Origin of the sequence: Mucilaginibacter dorajii (genome assembly GCF_024808255.1) — a bacterium.
GTDB classification, from domain to species: Bacteria; Bacteroidota; Bacteroidia; order Sphingobacteriales; family Sphingobacteriaceae; genus Mucilaginibacter; species Mucilaginibacter dorajii.
In genome coordinates this window covers 18,494-38,582 of sequence record NZ_JANTYS010000007.1, presented here as the reverse complement: position 1 = coordinate 38,582, position 20,089 = coordinate 18,494, and the positions used below count along the sequence as shown (strand labels likewise).

Annotated in this window: 22 protein-coding genes and 1 tRNA gene; 10 read left to right on the top strand and 13 right to left on the bottom strand. The window is 42.6% G+C overall.

What is annotated here, in order from left to right:
• Positions 1 to 178 precede the first annotated feature (178 nt).
• The 3 genes from FHS10_RS11055 to FHS10_RS11045 are packed head-to-tail and all read left to right on the top strand — an operon-like array spanning position 179 to position 2,782.
• On the top strand, positions 179 to 583 hold the full coding sequence (locus tag FHS10_RS11055) for an EVE domain-containing protein (protein ID WP_259090487.1): 405 nt from the start codon (positions 179 to 181) through the stop codon (positions 581 to 583).
• Entirely contained in the window at positions 583 to 1,716 is a 1,134-nt protein-coding gene (locus FHS10_RS11050; RefSeq protein ID WP_259090486.1) for a carbohydrate-binding family 9-like protein, read from the top strand. The genes FHS10_RS11055 and FHS10_RS11050 overlap by 1 nt, the downstream gene beginning before the upstream one ends.
• Positions 1,709 to 2,782: a family 10 glycosylhydrolase gene (locus FHS10_RS11045; RefSeq protein ID WP_259090485.1), complete on the top strand. Its 1,074-nt coding sequence runs from the start codon at positions 1,709 to 1,711 to the stop codon at positions 2,780 to 2,782. Before FHS10_RS11050 ends, FHS10_RS11045 begins: the two co-directional genes overlap by 8 nt.
• Positions 2,783 to 2,922: 140 nt before the next feature.
• On the opposite strand, the gene FHS10_RS11040 is transcribed toward FHS10_RS11045, so the two are convergent.
• The 9 genes from FHS10_RS11040 to FHS10_RS11000 form a co-directional block, all read right to left on the bottom strand.
• Positions 2,923 to 3,372: a MarR family winged helix-turn-helix transcriptional regulator gene (locus FHS10_RS11040; RefSeq protein WP_259090484.1), complete on the bottom strand. Its 450-nt coding sequence runs from the start codon at positions 3,370 to 3,372 to the stop codon at positions 2,923 to 2,925.
• 73 nt (positions 3,373 to 3,445) lie between these two features.
• On the bottom strand, positions 3,446 to 3,619 hold the full coding sequence (locus FHS10_RS11035; protein WP_259090483.1) for a C1orf53 family protein: 174 nt from the start codon (positions 3,617 to 3,619) through the stop codon (positions 3,446 to 3,448).
• Complete coding sequence (locus FHS10_RS11030; RefSeq protein ID WP_259090482.1) at positions 3,619 to 4,557, bottom strand: MBL fold metallo-hydrolase; 939 nt, start codon at positions 4,555 to 4,557, stop codon at positions 3,619 to 3,621. The genes FHS10_RS11035 and FHS10_RS11030 overlap by 1 nt, the downstream gene beginning before the upstream one ends.
• Positions 4,558 to 4,607: 50 nt before the next feature.
• A complete protein-coding gene (gene coaE, locus FHS10_RS11025) occupies positions 4,608 to 5,207 on the bottom strand; it encodes a dephospho-CoA kinase (protein ID WP_259090481.1) in 600 nt (199 codons plus the stop codon).
• Entirely contained in the window at positions 5,207 to 6,154 is a 948-nt protein-coding gene (locus FHS10_RS11020) for a CdaR family protein (protein WP_259090479.1), read from the bottom strand. Before FHS10_RS11020 ends, coaE begins: the two co-directional genes overlap by 1 nt.
• A 260-nt stretch (positions 6,155 to 6,414) precedes the next feature.
• A complete protein-coding gene (yajC, locus tag FHS10_RS11015; RefSeq protein ID WP_259090478.1) occupies positions 6,415 to 6,738 on the bottom strand; it encodes a preprotein translocase subunit YajC in 324 nt (107 codons plus the stop codon).
• A 14-nt stretch (positions 6,739 to 6,752) separates the two neighbouring features.
• Entirely contained in the window at positions 6,753 to 7,220 is a 468-nt protein-coding gene (locus FHS10_RS11010) for a DUF1573 domain-containing protein (protein ID WP_259090476.1), read from the bottom strand.
• Between the two features lie 20 nt (positions 7,221 to 7,240).
• A complete protein-coding gene (locus FHS10_RS11005) occupies positions 7,241 to 8,188 on the bottom strand; it encodes a transcription antitermination protein NusB (protein ID WP_259090474.1) in 948 nt (315 codons plus the stop codon).
• 54 nt (positions 8,189 to 8,242) lie between these two features.
• Positions 8,243 to 9,328: a Glu/Leu/Phe/Val family dehydrogenase gene (locus FHS10_RS11000; protein WP_259090473.1), complete on the bottom strand. Its 1,086-nt coding sequence runs from the start codon at positions 9,326 to 9,328 to the stop codon at positions 8,243 to 8,245.
• Positions 9,329 to 9,525: 197 nt separating this feature from the next.
• Here FHS10_RS11000 and FHS10_RS10995 point away from each other — a divergent pair, with 197 nt between their 5' ends.
• Positions 9,526 to 9,837: a hypothetical protein gene (locus FHS10_RS10995; RefSeq protein ID WP_259090471.1), complete on the top strand. Its 312-nt coding sequence runs from the start codon at positions 9,526 to 9,528 to the stop codon at positions 9,835 to 9,837.
• Between the two features lie 48 nt (positions 9,838 to 9,885).
• On the opposite strand, the gene FHS10_RS10990 is transcribed toward FHS10_RS10995, so the two are convergent.
• Positions 9,886 to 10,482 (bottom strand): FMN-dependent NADH-azoreductase, encoded by a 597-nt coding sequence (locus tag FHS10_RS10990; protein ID WP_259090469.1) that lies wholly within the window; start codon positions 10,480 to 10,482, stop codon positions 9,886 to 9,888.
• 971 nt (positions 10,483 to 11,453) lie between these two features.
• On the opposite strand from FHS10_RS10990, the gene FHS10_RS10985 reads away from it, so the two are divergent.
• Complete coding sequence (locus tag FHS10_RS10985; protein ID WP_259090468.1) at positions 11,454 to 12,239, top strand: LamG domain-containing protein; 786 nt, start codon at positions 11,454 to 11,456, stop codon at positions 12,237 to 12,239.
• A 60-nt stretch (positions 12,240 to 12,299) separates the two neighbouring features.
• On the opposite strand, the gene FHS10_RS10980 is transcribed toward FHS10_RS10985, so the two are convergent.
• Positions 12,300 to 12,950 carry an HD domain-containing protein gene (locus FHS10_RS10980; RefSeq protein ID WP_259090467.1) on the bottom strand — a complete coding sequence of 217 codons (651 nt, stop codon included), beginning with the start codon at positions 12,948 to 12,950 and terminating at the stop codon, positions 12,300 to 12,302.
• Between the two features lie 68 nt (positions 12,951 to 13,018).
• Positions 13,019 to 13,885 (bottom strand): helix-turn-helix domain-containing protein, encoded by an 867-nt coding sequence (locus tag FHS10_RS10975; RefSeq protein WP_259090466.1) that lies wholly within the window; start codon positions 13,883 to 13,885, stop codon positions 13,019 to 13,021.
• 68 nt (positions 13,886 to 13,953) lie between these two features.
• Between FHS10_RS10975 and FHS10_RS10970 the strand changes: the two genes are divergently transcribed.
• From FHS10_RS10970 to FHS10_RS10960, 3 genes are all read left to right on the top strand, one after another.
• Positions 13,954 to 14,169, top strand: a complete 216-nt coding sequence (locus FHS10_RS10970) for a GDCCVxC domain-containing (seleno)protein (RefSeq protein WP_259090464.1) — start codon at positions 13,954 to 13,956, stop codon at positions 14,167 to 14,169.
• 128 nt (positions 14,170 to 14,297) lie between these two features.
• Positions 14,298 to 16,085: an ABC transporter ATP-binding protein gene (locus tag FHS10_RS10965; RefSeq protein ID WP_259090463.1), complete on the top strand. Its 1,788-nt coding sequence runs from the start codon at positions 14,298 to 14,300 to the stop codon at positions 16,083 to 16,085.
• Between the two features lie 131 nt (positions 16,086 to 16,216).
• Positions 16,217 to 16,549 (top strand): DUF3276 family protein, encoded by a 333-nt coding sequence (locus FHS10_RS10960; protein WP_259090462.1) that lies wholly within the window; start codon positions 16,217 to 16,219, stop codon positions 16,547 to 16,549.
• Between the two features lie 526 nt (positions 16,550 to 17,075).
• On the opposite strand, the gene FHS10_RS10955 is transcribed toward FHS10_RS10960, so the two are convergent.
• The gene (locus FHS10_RS10955; protein ID WP_259090460.1) at positions 17,076 to 18,119 is read right to left on the bottom strand and encodes an NAD(P)-dependent alcohol dehydrogenase; all 1,044 of its coding nucleotides are present in this window, start codon (positions 18,117 to 18,119) and stop codon (positions 17,076 to 17,078) included.
• 566 nt (positions 18,120 to 18,685) lie between these two features.
• On the opposite strand from FHS10_RS10955, the gene FHS10_RS10950 reads away from it, so the two are divergent.
• Together FHS10_RS10950 and FHS10_RS10945 are read left to right on the top strand one after the other, a co-directional pair.
• Entirely contained in the window at positions 18,686 to 19,357 is a 672-nt protein-coding gene (locus FHS10_RS10950) for a DUF1906 domain-containing protein (protein WP_259090458.1), read from the top strand.
• Between the two features lie 95 nt (positions 19,358 to 19,452).
• A tRNA-Arg gene (locus tag FHS10_RS10945) sits at positions 19,453 to 19,524 on the top strand.
• Positions 19,525 to 20,089: the final 565 nt, after the last annotated feature.

The following is a 20,089-nucleotide window of genomic DNA, read 5'->3' as shown; positions in this document are numbered from 1 at the left end:
ATCCTCTCCAAAGGAGAGGGCTTTTTGATTTGCCTTTTGATGTGGTTGTTTCAATCACGCAAATCGGAACCATTTCCTTTGGAGAGGGCAGGGTGAGGTAGAGGCTATTTTTTTCAAAAGCCACCTTAACTTATCGAAGCTTTTTAACATCTTTACGGTATACATATTTTATAGCACAATGCAGCATTGGTTAGTTAAGAGTGAACCCTTTAAATACAGCTGGGAAAAGTTTAATAAGGATGGTCGTACCTTTTGGGATGGCGTACGCAATTACCAGGCCCGTAACAATTTAAAATTGATGCAAGAGGGCGATCTGGTGCTGTTTTACCATAGCAACGAGGGTAAAGAGGTAGTAGGGATAGCCAAAGTAGTAAAGGAATTTTACCAGGACCCAACTACCGAAGACCCTAACTGGGTGGTGGTTGACCTATCGCCGGTAGAAACTTTGAAAAAGCCGGTAACGCTTGAAACTATTAAGGCCGACGAACAGTTAAGAGATGTTGGCCTGGTAAAGCAGGGCCGTCTATCGGTTATGGCATTAAAACGCGAAGAGTTTGATCGCATTTTAGAGCTGGGTAGTTAATGGCTGCAGTATCAAAATTAAACAATAAGATAAAGGCGGCTTTAATAGCCGCCATATTTTTTGCACCTGCTACAGCGCTGGCACAATCCCCCTTTGCCGGGCTCGAAAACCTGTTTAATGTTCCGCAAAACTACGTGGTAAGGCATATAGCCAATCCCCCGGTTATTGATGGCAGCATTGATGAAGCGGTTTGGCAGCAAGCCAGGTGGACAAATGATTTTGTAGATATTGAGGGCGACTTAAAACCAAAGCCTCCCTACAAAACCAATGTGAAAATGCTTTGGGACGATAGCTGCCTGTACATAGCCGCTCGTATGAGCGAGCCGCAGGTTTGGGCTACCTTGAAAAATCATGATGACATTGTTTATCACGATAATGATTTTGAACTGTTTATAGAGCCGGGCTCAACAACGCATAATTATTACGAGGTAGAGGTAAATGCCTTCAATACCATTTTCGATTTGTATTTGAACAAGCCCTATCGCAACCACGGTGGCGGCCTTATTGGCTGGGATGCTAATGGACTACGTTCGGCGGTTAAAATCCAGGGCACATTGAACAATACGACCGATACTGATGAGGGGTGGACCGTTGAAATGGCTATTCCGTTTAAAGCCATCACCATGGGCTTTAACCCTCAAATCCCGAAGGACGGCACCATCTACCGGTTAAATTTTTCGAGGGTGGAGTACGATACCAAAATAGTTGATGGTCATAACGTAAAACTAAAGGACTCAGCCGGTCATGATTTGCCGGAGCACAATTGGGCATGGTCGCCGCAGGGCGAAATCGCGATGCATAGCCCCGAGCATTGGGGATACCTTTTATTTAGCACCCATGAGGCTGATGACGTTGTGTTCAAAATGCCGTATGGTGAAGAGCAAAAGAAATACCTGTGGCTAATATACTATCGCCAAAAACAATGGTATAAAGAGCATCATGAGTATGCTGTATCATTAAGTAAGTTGGGTATTAATGGCAGGTATGATGTAACTGGTAATACCAACAAACTAACACTTGAAGCTACCAAAAGCCAGTTTGAGGCCCAAATTACCGACGAGAGAAATAATTCAACCTATACCATAAACCATGAAGGTTTTATTGAACAATTAAAGCCGTTACGCCATGAATAAACGTCAATTTTTAAAAGCCGGTTTATTAGCCGGTGTTGCCGCGCAATTGCCTTTAACAGGTGTTGCTGCCGAAGCAAAGTTGCCTATCAAAAAGAAGGTGATGAAAAACTGGATCTGGATTAATCCCAATTTAAAAGATACTGATGCCGACCTGGAAACCAGCTATACTGCCTACAAAGCGGCGGGCATAACGGGCATTTTTTTTGAAAACGATAGTGAGCGCCACTTTCGCGCAGCCAAGGCACATGGTATTGAGGCCCACCGTTGGATCTGGACTTTTAACCGGGCCGAGTTGCTTACCGAGCACCCCGATTGGTACAGCAAAAGCCGCAATGGCGATTCATGTGCCGATAAACCACCTTATGTAACCTATTACAGGTGGCTTTGCCCATCGCGCCCCGAGGTGCAGGATTATTTAACCTCAACTGTTGACAAGATACTTGCTTTGGACTATGTTGACGGCATCCACCTTGATTATGTTCGTTACTGCGATGTGGTATTGCCCGTAAACCTTTGGGATCACTATAAAATTGAGCAAACCAAAGAGCTGCCCGAATATGACTTTTGCTACTGCGAAGTTTGCCAGGCCAAGTTTAAAGAGCAGTACAACCAGGATGTAAAAGCAATTCAATACCCGGATGCCAGTCTTTCATGGAGGTTATTCCGTTACGGAAATATCATCAGGGTGGTTAACAGTATATCGGAGGTCGCTAAAAAACATAAAAAAGCCATTACCGCCGCCGTTTTCCCAACGCCGGAAGTTGCCCGCCGTAACGTAAGGCAGGACTGGACAAACTTTCATTTGGATGGCGTTTGCCCCATGATATACCACGGTTTTTATAAAGAAGGCGTTCGCTGGATAGGTGATGCCGTAGCCGAAGGCGTTCACTTTTTAGACGGCAAATTCCCGCTGTACGCGGGGCTGTATATCTCCGATTTTAAGAATGACGATGAAATACGCACAGGCATCCAATATGCCCTAAAAAACGGTGCCGCCGGGATCTCCTTCTTCGGACACATAACACCGGGGATATTAGATATCTTAAAGCAGGAGACGAAAGTTTAGATGTGCAGATTTTAGATGAATAAGCTATTTGAGGATTTGAAGATTTGAAAATGCAGAATCTGTCAATCTTTTAATCTGTTTAATCGTGGTTCAGAAGAGCATCTGCATATCAGCACATTTGAAATCTGCACATCCAAAATCTATCCCCTCAACTTATCCAACAAATCACTCAACTGTGCGGCTTCTTCTTCGCTAAGATTGTCTTTGAGCCCTTCGCGGGTTTTAAAATCCGCGTCCATTTTGGCAAGGGTTTGCAGGCCAAGTTCGCTGATGCGGATATCAACGGCACGGCGGTCTTTATTGTTGGTGCAGCGTGAAACGAGCTCTTTTTGAATCAATCGGTCTACAATCCGGCTGGCATCAGACATTTTGTCGATCATCCGCTCCTTTAGTAAATTGATGGTTGCAGGCTTTGGATACTGCCCCCTTAAAATACGCAGGATGTTGAACTGTTGCTGTGTAAGGTTATGCTTATCAAAATGACAACGAAAATGATTGCTTAACCAACCTGCCGTATAGTTAATGTTGATGACTACTTTATGGTAATTATCCTCAAAATTAGTGCTTTGTATTTCGTCGTCTATCCGCATAATAGTTTAATGACTAAAGTGCAAATATGTTTAATTATTTTTAATTTGTTGTCATCGCAACATCGGCATTTCGTTACTCCTCTGTCTCGGGGGCTGGGCCGTTGTTGTCTTTTGTAGGTTTGCCGTAATCCCAGGGACAATGCAGGCATTTGTTTTTACAGCAATAACCACGTTTTTGGTGGTACTGTTTGGTGAAAACAAAATTGCCATCCTCGTTTATATAGTAGTCAACGCCTTTCTGTAACATTAGTTGAGTATTTTTACCAGCACCTGGTCTTTAAAATAGTTTTTCAGGTGCCTGCCATCGCCATGCAGCGTCCATACCTGTTTGGGTTGGGTGCGGGTGATGGTTTCCAGGATATCGTTCCAATCCACATGGTCTGATATAAACAGGGTATCCTGGTTATTAACCTGCAAGTTTTTCCATCCCGAAGCAAATAGCCGCTTAACGCCGGTAGCCCTGATGTAGCTATCAAACGTAAAAGGGGGGACTATATATACAAACTCATCCTGTACTTTCATCAATTTACGGCCATACACCTGGTACTTGCCTATCGCAACGCCCATCTTTTCATAAATGGCATTGATGGGCATAATTTTATGATGTACCAGGATCTTCTTCCTAGGAGCATGCTCGGTGATCAGGTTGATAAGCCGCTGACTTTTGCCAAGGCCATAAGCACCCAAAAGGATATTGCTTTTAATGGCATTGATCTTTTTAATCTCCTCTACCGGATCGGGATGGATCACAGCCGGATCGGCAAAGGTACTTTCGGTGATCAGCACATCCGTAGTTACCCATTCAATAGGCTCGCAGGTGGCATCAGGTTGTAGCTTATAGTCTCCAGTGTATAGGTAGCGGGTGCCTTCATACTCCATCAGGATCTGTGCAGAACCTAACATGTGCCCGGCCGGTATAAATGTTATAGTTACCCCACCAATGGTAAATGGTTCATTAAAAGCAATGATATGTAATACCTTGGCCGCAGATCGCTCATAACGCAATTGCATTACATTCGCGGTGGCACGGGTGCAGTATACGTCGGTATTGCCGCTGATGGCATGATCTGCGTGGGCGTGGGTAATTACCGCGTGTTTGGCGGGTAATTTGGGGTCGAGGTAAAAATCGCCATACTTGCAATACAGCCCTTTTTCATCTATCAGTACAAAATCGTCAAGTATCATATATTGGAGCCCAAAGCGGAAGGCTTAAAGCTAAAAGCTTTTTTTGTTTGTTATATTGTGTTGGCGAGGGATAAGTACTGGCTATGCAGCGCCACAACCTGCGGTATTACCAATTGAATATCATCATTGATGATGATATCATCGGCCAGTTTTTTCTTTTCTTCTTCGGGCATTTGGCGGGCTTCGCGCTTTTGTACCTCGGTTTGTGAAATGCCATCGCGCTCAACCACTCGGGCCATGCGTTTTTCAAGGGGAGCGGTAACTATTAAAGTACGGTCGCACGTTTTGTAAGAGCCGCTCTCAAATAAAATGGCAGCTTCGCGAATGATATAAGGAGCGCCTTTGGCATTGGCTTCCAGCTTATCAAATGCCCGGAAAACCGCTGGGTGTACCAGCGCGTTCAGCTTCTCCAATTCGGTTGGGTTGTTAAAAACGATGGCTGCGATATGCTTGCGGTTAAGGCTACCGTCGGCAAAGTAAGATTTCTGACCGAAAGCTTGCTTAATGGCATCTATGAGGATAGCATCTGTAACCATTACTTTTTTGGCTTCATCATCAGCATAAAAAACCGGGATGCCCAGCAGTTCAAATACTTTGGCTACTGTGGTTTTGCCGCTGCCTATATTGCCTGTTAAACCTATTTTAAGCATTATTTTTTAATGATGAAGTCGATATTAGCAGGGACAACTTTAACAATTTTGCAAAAAGGAGGGAAGCGGTTGATGGTTACCGGCAGGGTGGAGTAGCCATGATCGCGCCAAAGGTCAAGATCGGCGGTTGCTTCAAATAAATCTTCGGTCATATCCTTATACCGGTTTAGCGATGTAGTGAAAGTAACTTTCACTTTTTGCGGAAACACCTTTACATTATCGTAATTGTGGTTGTTGATCAGTTTAACAGGAATATCAAGCGTTTTCTCGGTAAACTCATCAACAGGAATAACTACCTGTACGGTTTTAGGATACACATTTAAGTTGCCCTCCTTAACAGGTTGCAAATTTATGCGGGTATTGATGGTTTCGTTTACCTTTTGGGCATGGACAGAATCAGTTCTCCACTCAGTGATCTCCTTCAATCTATCCGTAGGACCACTTACCGTTACATATGCCGGCTTGATGGTTACATTGCCCGATATGGCAAATTGCTTTTGGTAATTGATATTCATCAAAGCTGTTACCGGTACTTTTTTGGTAAGCCTGTTACTGAAATCGAAATAGAGCGTATCCGGGTCGATAGAAGAAATCTGCTGGTTGGCATCGCGTTTGGCGTTGATCTGCTTTAGCTGCGTGCTTAATACCACATAATTGCGTGTTTCAAGCGGCGATAGATCAATAGTAAGAGGCTTACTATCGTCGCGCATCTTAGAAAAAAGCATTTGCCAGCCAGTACCTTGTACAGTGGCTTTAAGCGTATCGGCTTGTAAGGAATGGAAAGCCCTGCGCTGAGGTGTGTTTTTGTAGGTTACCGCGGCATCAATGGTATAAGGCAACGGATTTGATAGCGTAGTAAAGATCCAGGCAACAATAGCCACGCCCAAACAGGTAAAAAATACCGAGAGCCTCCTGCGTTCTGTTGCTGATAATTTTACTATAGCCATATCTTTGGGATAAAGGATTTTTGGAGCAAGGAATAAGGACTTTCTTAGATAAAGGATTTTTGGAGTAAGGACTTTTTGATCTTTGTTCTTTAATCCAAAAATCTTTGCTCGTTAAAAAGGCGAAAGGTTAAAGGTAAAATTACCAATCATCTTTCGCCTTTTGATTCTCTTAATATTTAGATCCTTATTCTTTAATCTAAAAATCTTTAGTCGCTAAAAGATCCTTGTTCTTTAATCCAAAAATCTTTGCTCGTGAAAGCTTAAGCTTTCACAACAGCCGGTGTATTCAATGCTTTTGAAGCATCTAATGAAATTGCCGATTTATCGAAACGGATCTTACCGTTATCAACTTCAACTAAAAAAGTAGCTTCGTTGATGTCGATGATACGGCCGTGGATGCCGGCGGTGGTAACAACCCTGTCGCCTTTTTTAAGTTCATCTACATATTTCTTTTGATCTTTTTGCTTTTTAACCTGTGGGCGGATCATGAAAAAATAAAATACCACGATAATTAATACCATTGGTATCAACATGCCATAACCTTGTGAACCGGCAGCGGCCTGTAAAAAAATAGTTGCTATCATTGTTTAAATTAAAATTATTTAGTTAAAACTTCGCCAATAAGGTGTACCATGGTTTGCGCAGGTACGGTATTGGCGGTACAGGTAATTTGTTTATCCTGTAAACCGGTTTTACCGGCGCTGTTAAAAGTAACCTTGATCACGCCGCTTTCGCCTGGTTTAACAGGAGCTTTAGGCCACTCGGGTATGGTACAGCCACAGGTAGCATGTGCTTCGCTGATGATGAGCGGCGATTTACCTGTGTTGGTGAATTTAAAATCGTAATTAACCTTATCGCCTTGCTTGATCTTGCCAAAATCATGGCTTTCTTTTTCAAACGTCATTTTTGGCGCGGCAGCAGTATCTACAGTTGCTGCCGGTGTTGATGCGCCGGCCGTTGCTGGTGTGGCAGTGCTATCTGCTGCGGTTGTGCTGCCAGTTTTTGATTGATTACAGGCCGATAATAACAAACCTGCGGTTACTAAGCTTAAAAACAGTTTCTTCATTTTTGAAAGCGCTATAATGGTTATTCTATTAATCCCCTGCCTATTTTTTTGACTTTGTTTTCGGTCCTAAGGTCAATCAAAATCTTGTCTAAGATACCGTTTATAAATGAATTACTCTTAGGTGTGCTAAACTCCTTTGAAATTTCTAAATACTCGTTAATAGTAACCTTTACCGGGATAGAGGTGAAGTTAACAAACTCGGTAATAGCCATTTTCATTAGCAGGGTATCCATCATCGCAATACGATCTGGTTCCCAGTTGGTGGTTTTGGCTGCTATCAGTTCCTGGTAAGGTGTATCAAAACGGATGCTTTTTTCAAAAAGATCAACCACAAACTCGCGGTCTTCTACCCAGTTGCCGGTAATTTCGGCCAGGTGGTTTTGTTTGTAATCCTCGCTCGAAAAGTTTTTGAATGTTTTGGCAATCAAAGCCTGCAATACATCTCTATCTACCGGCCAAAAAATAAACTTGTCTTCAAAAACCTGTTCGGCTAATGATGATTTCAGTATTACTTTTTTGAAAATAAATTTAATGATGTCTTTATCCGTTTGGATAGTATCGCCTGTTTTAGCCAGGTACTCGGCATATTCAGGTGAGTTTTTAAGCGTGGTGAACAAAGTTTTTGCCAACTCGGGCTCAAAGCCCCAGTCAACCTTATACTTTTTTAAAGCGATAAGATAGTCCCTGTTATCATTTAAGGAAAGGATAAACCTGTTGCCGATAATTTTAAGGTTGGCATTAAGGTCATCGGCGGTGGGTAAATGTTTGTTGGCTCTTTCGGCGGCGTCGTTTTCGGCAAAACTAACCACTTCAGAAATCAGCGACAACATCCATATGTACATTTCAAAAACCTCGTCAATACTGCCCAGCATGTTTTTTTCGTGCTGTTTGATCTCTCTGGTGTCCGATTGATGGAACGCATACAATGCCTGTAATACTTTTACCCGTAGGTGCCTTCTGTTTAACATGTGTAAGAACGATTTGATTTGCTAATAAAATAGCAAACGGTTAATTTATAATAATTAATATGATGATTTTACTTTTTTTATATCTGCTATCCGTTTCTCGGCAATTTTGTTGGCCGCCTCGGTAGTAGAAATGTTTTCGAGCTTAGAAAGTTTTAAAATATTGCGTGTAACGTCGTAAATATTTTCGGTAAGCTGGATAGTCCGTTTTTTGCTGAAACCCTTCAGTTCCGAATAGCAATTGATGATGCCGCCCGCGTTAATTACATAGTCGGGGGCAAACAAAATGCCTTTATCTAATAGCATGGTGCCGTGTTCGGCTTCGTTCAATAACTGGTTATTGGCCGAACCTGCAATAATGCTGCATTTTAATTTATTGATGGTTTGGGTATTAACCGTGCCGCCTAACGCACATGGGGCGTAAATATCAGCATCGATATCAAAGATGCTGTTGTTTGATACCGCTTCGGCACCGTATTTTTTGGCTATCTGGCCAATCCGGTCTTCCTGGATATCGCTTACATACACCTTCACATTTTCATCGCGAAGCAGGCGTACCAGGTGCTCGCCAACGTGACCCACACCCTGAACAATTACCGAACGACCGGTAAGCGTATCACTGCCAAACTGTTCTTTAACGCAGGCTTTTATCCCCATAAAAACACCTTTTGCTGCAACAGGTGAAGGATCGCCACTGCCACCAAGTGTTTCAGGGATGCCGGTAACGTGCTCGGTTTCCATGCGGATATATTCCATATCGCGCGGATTGGTACCAACATCTTCTGACGTAATGAACTCGCCGTTAAGATTTTTAATGAAACGACCGAATTTGCGTAAAAGCGCTTCGGTTTTATCCCTGCGCGAATCGCCGATGATCACTGAGTAGCCGCCACCCATATTAAGGCCTGCAATGGCGCACTTGTAGGTCATGCTTTTTGAAAGACGTAGCACGTCATTCAAAGCATCGGCCTCGGTTTTATAGCTCCACATGCGGGTACTGCCAAAAGCAGGACCTAACGTAGTATCATGAATGGCAATAATGGCTTTCAGATTGGTTTCCGGATCGCTGCAATACACCACTTTTTTGTGCCCGAAAGTATCGAGTTGACTGAATATAGATTGCATTGATGGTTGATCGGACATTAGCTACGCAGTAAATGTTTTAAGGCGGCACAAAAGTAGCTGTTTTTTTGGTTTTGCCAAAGTTTAATTGACTTGCGAGGGTTGGGTTTTAAGGTAAAAGTTTGGTTTGAATGTCATTTTGAAAATAGAATGGTGTTTGAAAAGGTATGATCTGGAAATTAATTGTTGGATGATTATCTTTATTAAAATTTGTTTCCATGAAAGTAGTACGCGTACACTATACCACCAAGCCAGAATACGCCACCACCAACCAGGCCAACATTGCCGGGGTAGTAAATGAATTGAAACAGTTGAACCATTCGGGCATTAAGTACGGCGCCTGGCTGCTGGCCGATGGCAAAACCTTTATGCACTTTGATCAGTTTGAAAATGAGGAAGCCCACCTGTTGCTGCGGGAGTTGCTGTCGTTCAAAAAGTTTGCGGCCGAACTTTGGGCAAGCGAATTGGAAGTTGAGCCAGTGTTGGAACTGCTCTCACTGGCAGCATCAACAGAAGCATATTTTATTTAGATGTTAATCTCCCTTGCCGGCTATTGGCAAAGGAGATTAATAATTGGCTTATACTTCAATACTTTCTACCGCTTTGTTGAGAGCGTTATCCTGCAATGTTGGCACTTTTAAGCCTTCTACACGGTAGGTGGTTACATCCGTCATCCCTAAAAAGCCTAAAACCGTGCGTAAATAAGGCTCGGTAAAATCGTAAGCTTTCATGGCTCCTTCAGAATACACACCGCCGGTTGCGATAGCCAGGTAAACCTTTTTGTTTTTTACCAGGCCTTCGGGGCCATTTCCGGAGTAGCTGAAGGTTTCGTTGGCCCGGGCAATATGGTTGATCCAGGCTTGCAGGGTAGAGTGGATGGTGAAGTTGTACATAGGCACACCTATTACAATCACATCTGCTTCTTTTAGTTCGGCAATGGCAGCGTCTGAATGTTTAACCGCTTCAAGCAATTCTGGCGACCGGCTTTCGGCAGGCGTAAAAAACGACTGGAAATGCACATCTTCTAAATGTGGGAAAGGGGTTTGTGCAAGGTTATGCGTTGTTAGGATACTGCCGGGGTTAGCGGTTTGTAATTTTTGGACAATTGCATTCCCCAATTGAACGCTGAATGAGGCCGCGCCGCGCGGGCTTGATACCAGGTGTAATATTTTCATTTTTTTTGTTTTTAATGATATATGCAAACCTATCCATATCGGCTATGAAAAAGATACTACTATCCCAAAGGATAGCGGTATCCTTTGGGATAGTAGTATCAGAAAATGCTAATGGGGAGGGGGCCAGGCCAGCCTTAAATGAATGAAAATATATCTTAAATAAATATTAAATACCTATTGGAAATGAGCACGCTTATGGTTAAATTAGTACTACCAATTGTAATACAAACTTAAATCAGGAGAAATTGTCATGAAGAAGAAAAACGCACCAGTTAATCAGCCTGACAAGACTGAAACTATTAAATCAGAAGTACTCCCCGACGCCAATCGTAATTCGAAAATGTACCGCGATCATTCACATTGCGACCATGCGCATGGTAGGGTTAACAAATTCCCTATCGGGAGCAGCCACGGCCCCTGTTTCTTTTAAGGCGAGCTATTTAATTTATTAGCCTGTGCATGAGGCCGCTGTTGTTGGGCGGATTCCTCATGTTTTGGCTTATATGTATTTTTGTTAACTCTCTTTGCGGGCGGGGCGCTCTTGTGTCGCCTTAAAACTGCAATCAGATTTATACCAATAGTCCGCTGCTTTTTTGCAGTGGTATGGAAGTACTTTCTTATTTCCTCCTCTTCGCTTCCCATTACGGTTAAAATAACGTCCCTTACGACGAAATCTCCATCGCCCCTCCCCCAAAAAAATATTTTCAAATTCCATTGGTAAAAAAGCAAGGTTCTCTGCACTTGTAGTTAAACAATAAAATATTAATTGTTGATTTATAATTTACCTTTTAAAAAACGCCAATTATGATCTGCAATTTTAAGTGCCAGGGAATAACATAAGCCAATAACTACAACATCATGTGAAAATTTAAAATAGCCAACAGGCTGTTAATGGAATTGCTATGCCTAAAAAATCAACCGAAATAATACGCTCACAAATAAATAATTCAATCACTTAATCATTTAAAAACATGAAAAAAATCTGCTTTGTTTTATTGGCTGCAATGATTGCCGCGGGATGTTCAAAAGAAAAACCGGCCGTTAGTACGGCAGCACCGGCAGCGGTAAACGCCGTTGAAAAAAAGAAAGGAGTAGCCAGCACCTTATCCTTCGGCGGCTATACCTGGGTTATCAATGCGCCAACGGGCCAAACCTATCCGGGGCCAAATTACTGGAACGGCTCCTATGCCTGGGTTGATGCCAATGGCTGGATGCATTTAAAAGCAGCTTATAATTCGGCAACCGGCCACTGGGAATGTGCCGAAGTGTACACCACAGCAAGCTTAGGATACGGTACTTACCAGTGGCAGGTGGAAGGTACGCTTGGTTCATTTGATAAAAACATTGTCCTCGGGATGTACAACTACTCGGGTAATGACCAGCACGACGAAATGGATATTGAAATTGCCCGCTGGGGTAATGCCGCCTGGGATAACCTCAACTACACTATCTGGCCCGCGACAGGTGTAACAGCAAGTCCGGGTGTATACACCGCTTCGTTTACTACACCGAATGGCACGTATACCACGCATCGTTTTAAACGTACCAGTACCAGCGTAAAACTGCAAAGTTTGTATGGTTTCCAGGATGGGGATGCCAACCAGTTCCAAACTGCCACATTCAACTCGCCGGGTACATCTATCAGTACCTTATCTATGCCGGTTCACATGAATTTATGGCTGTACGGTGGTTCGGCCCCATCAAACGGACAAAATGTTGAAGTTATCATCCATAGCTTTAAGTTTACCGCTTTATAAATTGCTGTGTTATAAAACAGGGCAGGTATCTATTAGCATACCTGCTCTGTTTATTTGCAATTATTCACTCCACGGCGAATGCAGAATGCAGTCGCAAAAGTTTTTGCGCTGAAAATTGGGGATCATAAAGGCGCAAACATCTGCTTTAATATTACCAAAGGTGGTTTCGGTTTTATGTTCAAAGCCGCTAAAAAAGGTAGGGATAATGTTCTTCTTAAAATCATTTCGGGGAAAAGCGTGGATGATCTCTTCGCGGTTTTCCTGGCTCAGGTTTTCATAACCTTCGCCCATTACATCAAGACCAACGCCCGAGTACATCAGCGCTACTTCGGCTTCTTTATGCTCGGCAATACCTATGGTGGTGTGCAGTGCTATGGTATCCCAAACCAATTGCAGTTGGTCTTTGGGTAAGCCATGGCTTTTCAAAAAGTCGCGGGCGGCATTTGCGCCATCTACCTCAAACCTTAAACCGGCGCTGCTATAGTGATTGGTTAAGCCAAGGTCGTGAAAAACAGAACTTACGTAAAGCAGCTCGGCATCGTACTGAAGGTTACGCTGTTTGCCATTAAGCGATGAAAATAAAAACACCCGCAACGAGTGGTTATAAATGAATTCGGTTCCGTGCTCCAGCAAAAGCTCGGTAGCCTGGCTTGCAATAGCACTATCGGGGATGGCTATCCCGGCTACCGATTTTAATTTATTTACAGACATAATTTTGATATTTAATTTTGCTCAAAATTAGCCGGGTGCGGTCGTCAAAAAATGTCAGAAAAAGTAAATCACATGCCAATATGCGCAAAGTGCGACCGGTATTGGAAAGGTGACACCTGTGTGTTTTTCTTGAAAAAGTGACTGAAGTGATCGGGCGTGGCAAAGTTTAGTTGAAAGGCTATCTCTTTAACAGGTTTGTTTGAAAATTGCAAAGCCCGTTTAGCTTCGGCAATAAGCTGTCCGTTAATAATATCCTTGGCACCGTTGCCTCCGCATTTATTACAAATATCGGTAAGCTTTCTGGTTGATATGCCCAGCAATGTAGCAAACTCGTTAACCTCATGTGTGCTTTGGTACTTTTTACTCACCAATTCCAGGAACTGCCGGTACAATTGATTATCATGACTTTCTTGCCCATCGGTTAGCAGCAATTTTAAGTTGGCTATTTTAATCATGATGATCTTCAGATAGGCCGCCAAAACATCGGGTTTATTGATATAGTCGGTTTTTATAAATTCGTTTTGCAAAGCTCGAAAATGGAGATCAAGTTCGACCATATCAGTATTGCCAACAAATACATGCTGGTTGGCGGTGGCATTGTTAAATAAAACCGCTTTGCAATTGTTCGCACTTGGCGGGGTTTTATCCCAAAAGCAATCGCCAAAACAAAGCTCAAAACCGGTGATCACAGTACCAGCTTCAAACTTGTAACATTGCCCCTTAGCTAACAAAAACAGTTCGTTGCCTGTAACGGGGTAAAATACACCATCGATTTGGATGCTACCCGCACCTTGTGTAATCAAAAAGATGCGGTGATAGTTTAATCTGCAAACAAGTTGATGCGTAAAACTTAACCCTTCGGCATACCCGATGGAAAAGGAATCTTTTATTTCTTTTTCTGTTTGTATGTTTGGAAAAGTGGCACTCCTATTCATTTAATTTGGCAGGTGCAATTTCCGTAAAATGTGCTAATCTTTGATGTGTTAAATGTAATAAATTGTAAATGGCTAAGGCAATTCAACTCCAATCCATAATCACCTGCCCCCAATGCGGGTTTCAAAAAGAAGAAACCATGCCGACGGATGCTTGCCAGTATTTTTATGAATGCAAGGGCTGTAAGGCCCGGCTAAAACCCCTGCCCGGCGATTGCTGTGTATTTTGCAGTTACGGCACGGTAAAATGCCCGCCTATACAGGCCGGCAATAGCTGCTGCGGGTAGTACCCATTTTTCTTACACCAATCCGACTTTCCATCGCAACCAATCCGCTCAAAATTTAATACTTTTGATTGCACGGTTTGTCGCGTCTTTCGGTCTTACCGACTTTCCAGACTTCCGGACTAACATAAATGAAAGATCTCGCATACCTTAATAAATTCTTTTACAAATACCGCTGGCGTTTAATTCCTGGTGTGCTGTTTGTAATTATATCTAACATTTTTGGTGTGCTGCCCGCCCAGGTGATTAGGGTGGCTTTCGATTTAGTTACCGAAAATATTGGCGCTTATCAGCTGTTCGCGGATTTTAATCGCCAAAGCATGATCTATGATATTTTTGGCAGTAGTTTGATGCTGTTTGGGGTATTGGTGTTGGTATTAGCTTTACTACGCGGATTGTTCCTGTTTTTTATGCGGCAAACCATCATCCTGATGTCTCGCCATATTGAGTACGATCTTAAAAACGAGATCTATAGCCATTATCAACGTCTTTCTTTAGCCTTTTACCGTCGCCATAACACCGGCGATCTGATGAACCGCGTTACCGAAGACGTGAGTCGGGTGCGGATGTATCTTGGTCCGGGTATCATGTATACCATTAACACGGTGGTGCTGTTTGTACTGGTTATTTACGCCATGCTTACGGTAAATGTAAGGCTGGCCATATTTTCGGTATTGCCGCTGCCTATTCTGGCGGGCATTATTTATTATGTAAACAATGTGATCAACTACCGCAGCGAGCAAATTCAACAGCGCTTATCTGGCTTGTCAAGCTTTGTGCAGGAGAACTTCTCGGGTATCCGGGTTATCAAATCATATGTACGGGAAGGTTTTGTACGCGAAAACTTTGCTGCCGAAAGTGAAAATTATAAAACACACTCCATGGCGCTGGCCAAAGTGCAGGCCTTGTTTTATCCCATTATGTTGCTGTTGGTGGGGTTAAGCAACGTAATTACCATGTACGTGGGTGGGGTAGAGGTGATGAAGGGCAATATCTCATCGGGCAATATCGCCGAGTTTATTGTATACCTTAATATGCTCAGCTTCCCGGTGATCTCGTTAGGTTGGGTAACCTCGCTTATTCAGCGTGCGGCCGCATCTCAAAAACGGATCAACGAGTTTTTGCATGAGCAGCCCGAGATCATATCATCCAAAGCACCCGCACATCCCATCAAAGGTGCTATCGAATTTAATAATGTATCATTTACCTATCCCGATACCGGCATTCAGGCCCTGAAAAATGTTTCCTTTAAGATAGAGCCGGGGCAAATGGTGGCTATCATTGGGCGTACAGGTTCTGGCAAATCAACTATAGCCAACCTGGTGATGCGTATGTATGATGCCACCGGGGGCGAGGTGCTGGCAGATAAAATTCCGTTACAGCAGCTTAACCTGGAGAGTTACCGCTCGCAGATAGGTTTTGTGCCGCAGGAGGTTTTCCTGTTTTCGGATACCATTGCCAACAACATCGCCTTTAGTGCCGATGTGTTGGATTTGCCTGTGGTAGAGCAGGCCGCCAAAGATGCCGCGGTTTATAATAATATTGTAGAGCTGGAACACGGCTTTTTAACGCTGATAGGGGAGCGGGGCGTGACATTATCGGGCGGTCAAAAGCAACGGGTATCTATAGCCCGGGCAATTTTTAAACATCCGCAGATATTGATATTTGATGATTGTCTTTCGGCAGTTGATACCCGTACCGAAGAAGAGATATTGAATAATCTTGGCCGGGTGATGAAGGATAAAACCAGTATTATTATAGCGCACCGCATTTCGACAATAAAAAATGCTGATAAGATTTTGGTGATGGATAACGGCGAAATTATTGAACACGGCAACCACGAATACCTGATGCAGCTTAAAGGCACCTACTTTGAGTTATACGAAAAACAATTGCTGGAAGAAGAGCAGGACGCGTAAATAAAATTAACTTCTGCACAAAAAAAACACTGTTTTGTTTTAATAAGCGCAATAAAATTGAATAAAATACTTGCACTTTGAAATTTTATTTATATTTATGCCAACCAAAACTAATTACAGGTATATTCATTATGGGAGATTTTGACAATAGAGAGCGTGAAGAGGTATTTTCAAAGAAGGTGAGAGCCGGGAAGAGAACGTATTTTTTTGATGTAAAAGCAACCCGATCAAACGATTATTACGTTACCATAACCGAAAGCAAAAAGCGTTTGGAGGATGGCGTTTTCATTAAACACAAGATCTTTTTATATAAAGAAGACTTTGAAAAATTCGCCGAAGGGTTAAAGGAAACCGTTGATTACATCAGGGCTAACCAGGATGTAGTTGAAAAACGCTACGAATACAGCGAAGGCCACGAAGTAGCCAAAGCATCTGCTGATGAAGATTTTTCATTCGAGATATAATCTCATATAAAACTAAAAATACAATGAACCCTGCTTCTGAAAAGAAGTAGGGTTTTTTGTTGTGTGCCCGGCATTGATGTAAACTATAGGATGTAAGTACCAAGTGCGTCTTGATTGTTAGAGGTGTTAGTTTAAGTCAAGGGTGTCCTCCTTTGTGATCTACAGTGTGTGCACATCTTTCTAAAAAAGAAAAATGTCATTTCGATAGAGCGAAGGAGGGGATGAGAAGGGCGCGAAAGAGAAATCTTCTACGAGTGACAAGCAAATGTAGCCTGTCGTATAAGATTTCTCACCCTTACCCTGCAAAATCCCTCCCTCCAAGGGTTCGAAATGACAATGTTTTTGTTTAGTGATACGGATCTAAAAGATGTGTACACACAGTAGCTTTGTGAGAAGGAATTTAAAAGAAGCGGGCTTATCAGTTCTGAAAGAAATAATAAGCCCGCTAAAAACTATTTATGTAGTCGCCGTATCTAAACCGTACGGATGGTAATAATTTATAAACTCAATTTATTCAGTTTATAAATTAAAGGGTTGCCATATCAATTACAAAACGGTAACGTACATCGCCTTTAACCATACGGTCATAAGCTGGTTGGATGTTTTTAATATCAATCAGTTCAATATCAGATACGATGTTGTGCTCGGCGCAAAAATCAAGCATTCCCTGGGTTTCTTTGATCCCGCCAATGCCAGATCCAGCTAAACTTTTACGACCGCCTAACAGGCTGAACGCCTGTATTTCGGCTGGTTTGGGTGGTACACCTACGCAAATATGTACGCCGTTTGTTCTTAATAACGATAGGTACATGTTAAAATCGTGCTCGGCAGATACGGTATCCAATATAAAATCGAAAGTACCTTTGGCAGCTTTTACCTGTGCTTCATCAGAGGTTACTACAAAGTGGTGAGCTCCTAATTTTTTGGCATCCTCTTCTTTTTTAGGCGAAGTACTTAACACAGTAACTTCGGCACCAAAGGCTACGCCAAATTTAACAGCCATGTGGCCCAGACCACCCAAGCCTAAAACCGCTAATTTATGGCCCTTGCCAACCTTCCAATGCCTTAATGGCGAATAAGTGGTAATACCGGCACAAAGTAAAGGTGCAACCGCAGCCAGGTCAACTTTATCTGATATGTGAAGTACAAACTCTTCCCTTACAACAATGGTGTTGGAGTAACCACCGTAAGTTGGGGTTTTGCCATCGCGCTCATAGCTGTTGTAGGTTTGGGTGCTGCCTTCCAGGCAATATTGCTCCAAATCCTGTTTGCAGTTTTCGCAAACCTGGCATGAGTCAACCATACAGCCGGTACCGGCCAAATCGCCTACTTTAAAGTTTTTTACGTGATCGCCTACTTTAATTACGCGGCCTACAATTTCGTGGCCTGGTACCATCGGGAAAATGCCCGGGAACCAATCGTTTTTAATCTGGTGCAAATCGGAGTGGCAAACACCGCAAAATAAAATATCAAATTGCACATCATGCGGACCTACTTCCCGCCTCTCGAAAGACCAGGGAGCCAACGGTGTGTTTTCGTCCTGGGCTGCATAAGCTTTTGCTTCAATCATGGTAGTGTTGTTTGTTGTTGTTTTATTGTTTGATTAGTAATCTAAGGTACAAATAATTACAGGCCTCGCCATCGTTCGCATCTGGAATAATCTGCACTATTGTGGGTTATTTTGATGCCTTTGTTATCCTGGCAGCGGGGCCTCGTTTTTCAATTTGTATCTGCAAGTTTAAGGGCTATTTCAGTAGCTTGCCAAATGGCCAAAGCCAATTGTTTGATTTTTGTAAGCATTGGTTTGATTTTCGTAAGGTAATCGCAAGAGCAATGATCAGCCCAATATATACTATATCATTAACCACAAAACAACTTACAATTCGCCACCATAAAGGCAGGGCAAACGCACCTAATTGGGTTAACATAACTTAACATATTTCAGAAATATATTTTATAAATAATTAACAATCAGTGTTTTGTGTTTTTACAAGGTTAACATTAAACAGATGCATCGCGCAATTTAGGCGCAAGCACCTGATTTTACGTTGCATTTTACTTGTTTTTGTCGCTTTTTTTTAGTAAATTAGCATGTAAGCATCTGCTTATCAGTGTATCACCTAAGCCAATAACATTATGCCTAATACTACAATTCCACTCGCCCTTCCCGGAACAGTTCAGAAAGCCGCTGCCGGTTTATCAGGTTTCGATATTAACTCACACGTTACCGCTGCACAGGCAACCGGTTTTAAAAACGCGGGATACGATTTTTGTATCCGTTACATTCCGCGTACCGCGAAACTCATTAAAAACAACCTTACCCATGCCGAGGCATTACGCATTTTAAACGCCGGGCTTGCACTCATGGCCGTACAGCATGTCGCGCTACCGCAATGGGTGCCATCTGAAACTCTTGGAACAGCATACGGCACTTACGCCGCTTCATACGCCAAAGAAATAGTTGGACTGCCACCAGGTATCAATATCTGGCTGGATTTGGAAGAGGTTGACAAAAATGCCCCTGCGGCCGATGTAATAGCTTATTGCCAGGCCTGGTATGCCGCTGTACATGCAGCGGGCTACGTGCCGGGTGTGTATGTTGGCTATGGCTGCGGACTTACCTCACAACAATTGTACAATAACCTGTCGTTTAGTCACTACTGGAGGGCCTATAATGGGCCGGAAGTTGCCACGAGAGGATTTCAAATCTTACAAAAAACACAGAAGCTGGTAAACGGCTCTATGATTGACCCGAATGTAATGCAAACCGACCATTTAGGGGGCACAGCCCTCTGGCTTGCCAAATAAGGTTAACTACGGCAAAATTTAATTTGCTGAAAAAGACGAGTAATTTAAACTGCGGCAAATATGGTTTCAATCAATTTTATATATTTGCAGCAATTGCTTCCGTAGTTCAATGGATAGAATTATGGTTTCCGGTACCATCGATATGAGTTCGAATCTCGTCGGGAGCACTTTTAGGATTTAGAATCAAGAGTTAAGAATCAGGATTTAAGACTTCTTTTTAAATCCGCCGATATCCTCCCCCAAGCGTTGTGTTGTTGCGCAACAGGTGTAACTGTATAAAATTAGTACACTTCTAAAAATCAAGCAATTATGGATTTTTATATTTTACAAAGCGCAACAAAACCGCAACAGCCTGCGGAGCCAAGATAAGATATTATGCTTTCGGTTTTCTAAAAAAATAACAGTTACCACACTGTAGTCGGAGACTACAAGCTTAGTCGTCCGAAGTCGGAGGCTTCGGACAGCGGGGTTATGTTGACATGCTAATAAACCTCATTTAAGAAATCGCAGATAAATAACATGGTGGTTTAAATAATTGAAAAATTCTCTCCTAAATTTCCAATTCGTCGTAATTTTCCGATGAATTGGTTCGAAAAAAAAACACTGTGGGAACAAAACTTCAGTAGTACCTAACTTTACCGAAGTATTTATTGAACTTATTATAAGGCATTTTACTGCCCGGTAACAGACCTTATGATTTATGAGTCATATTAGTAGCCAAAAATAGACCTA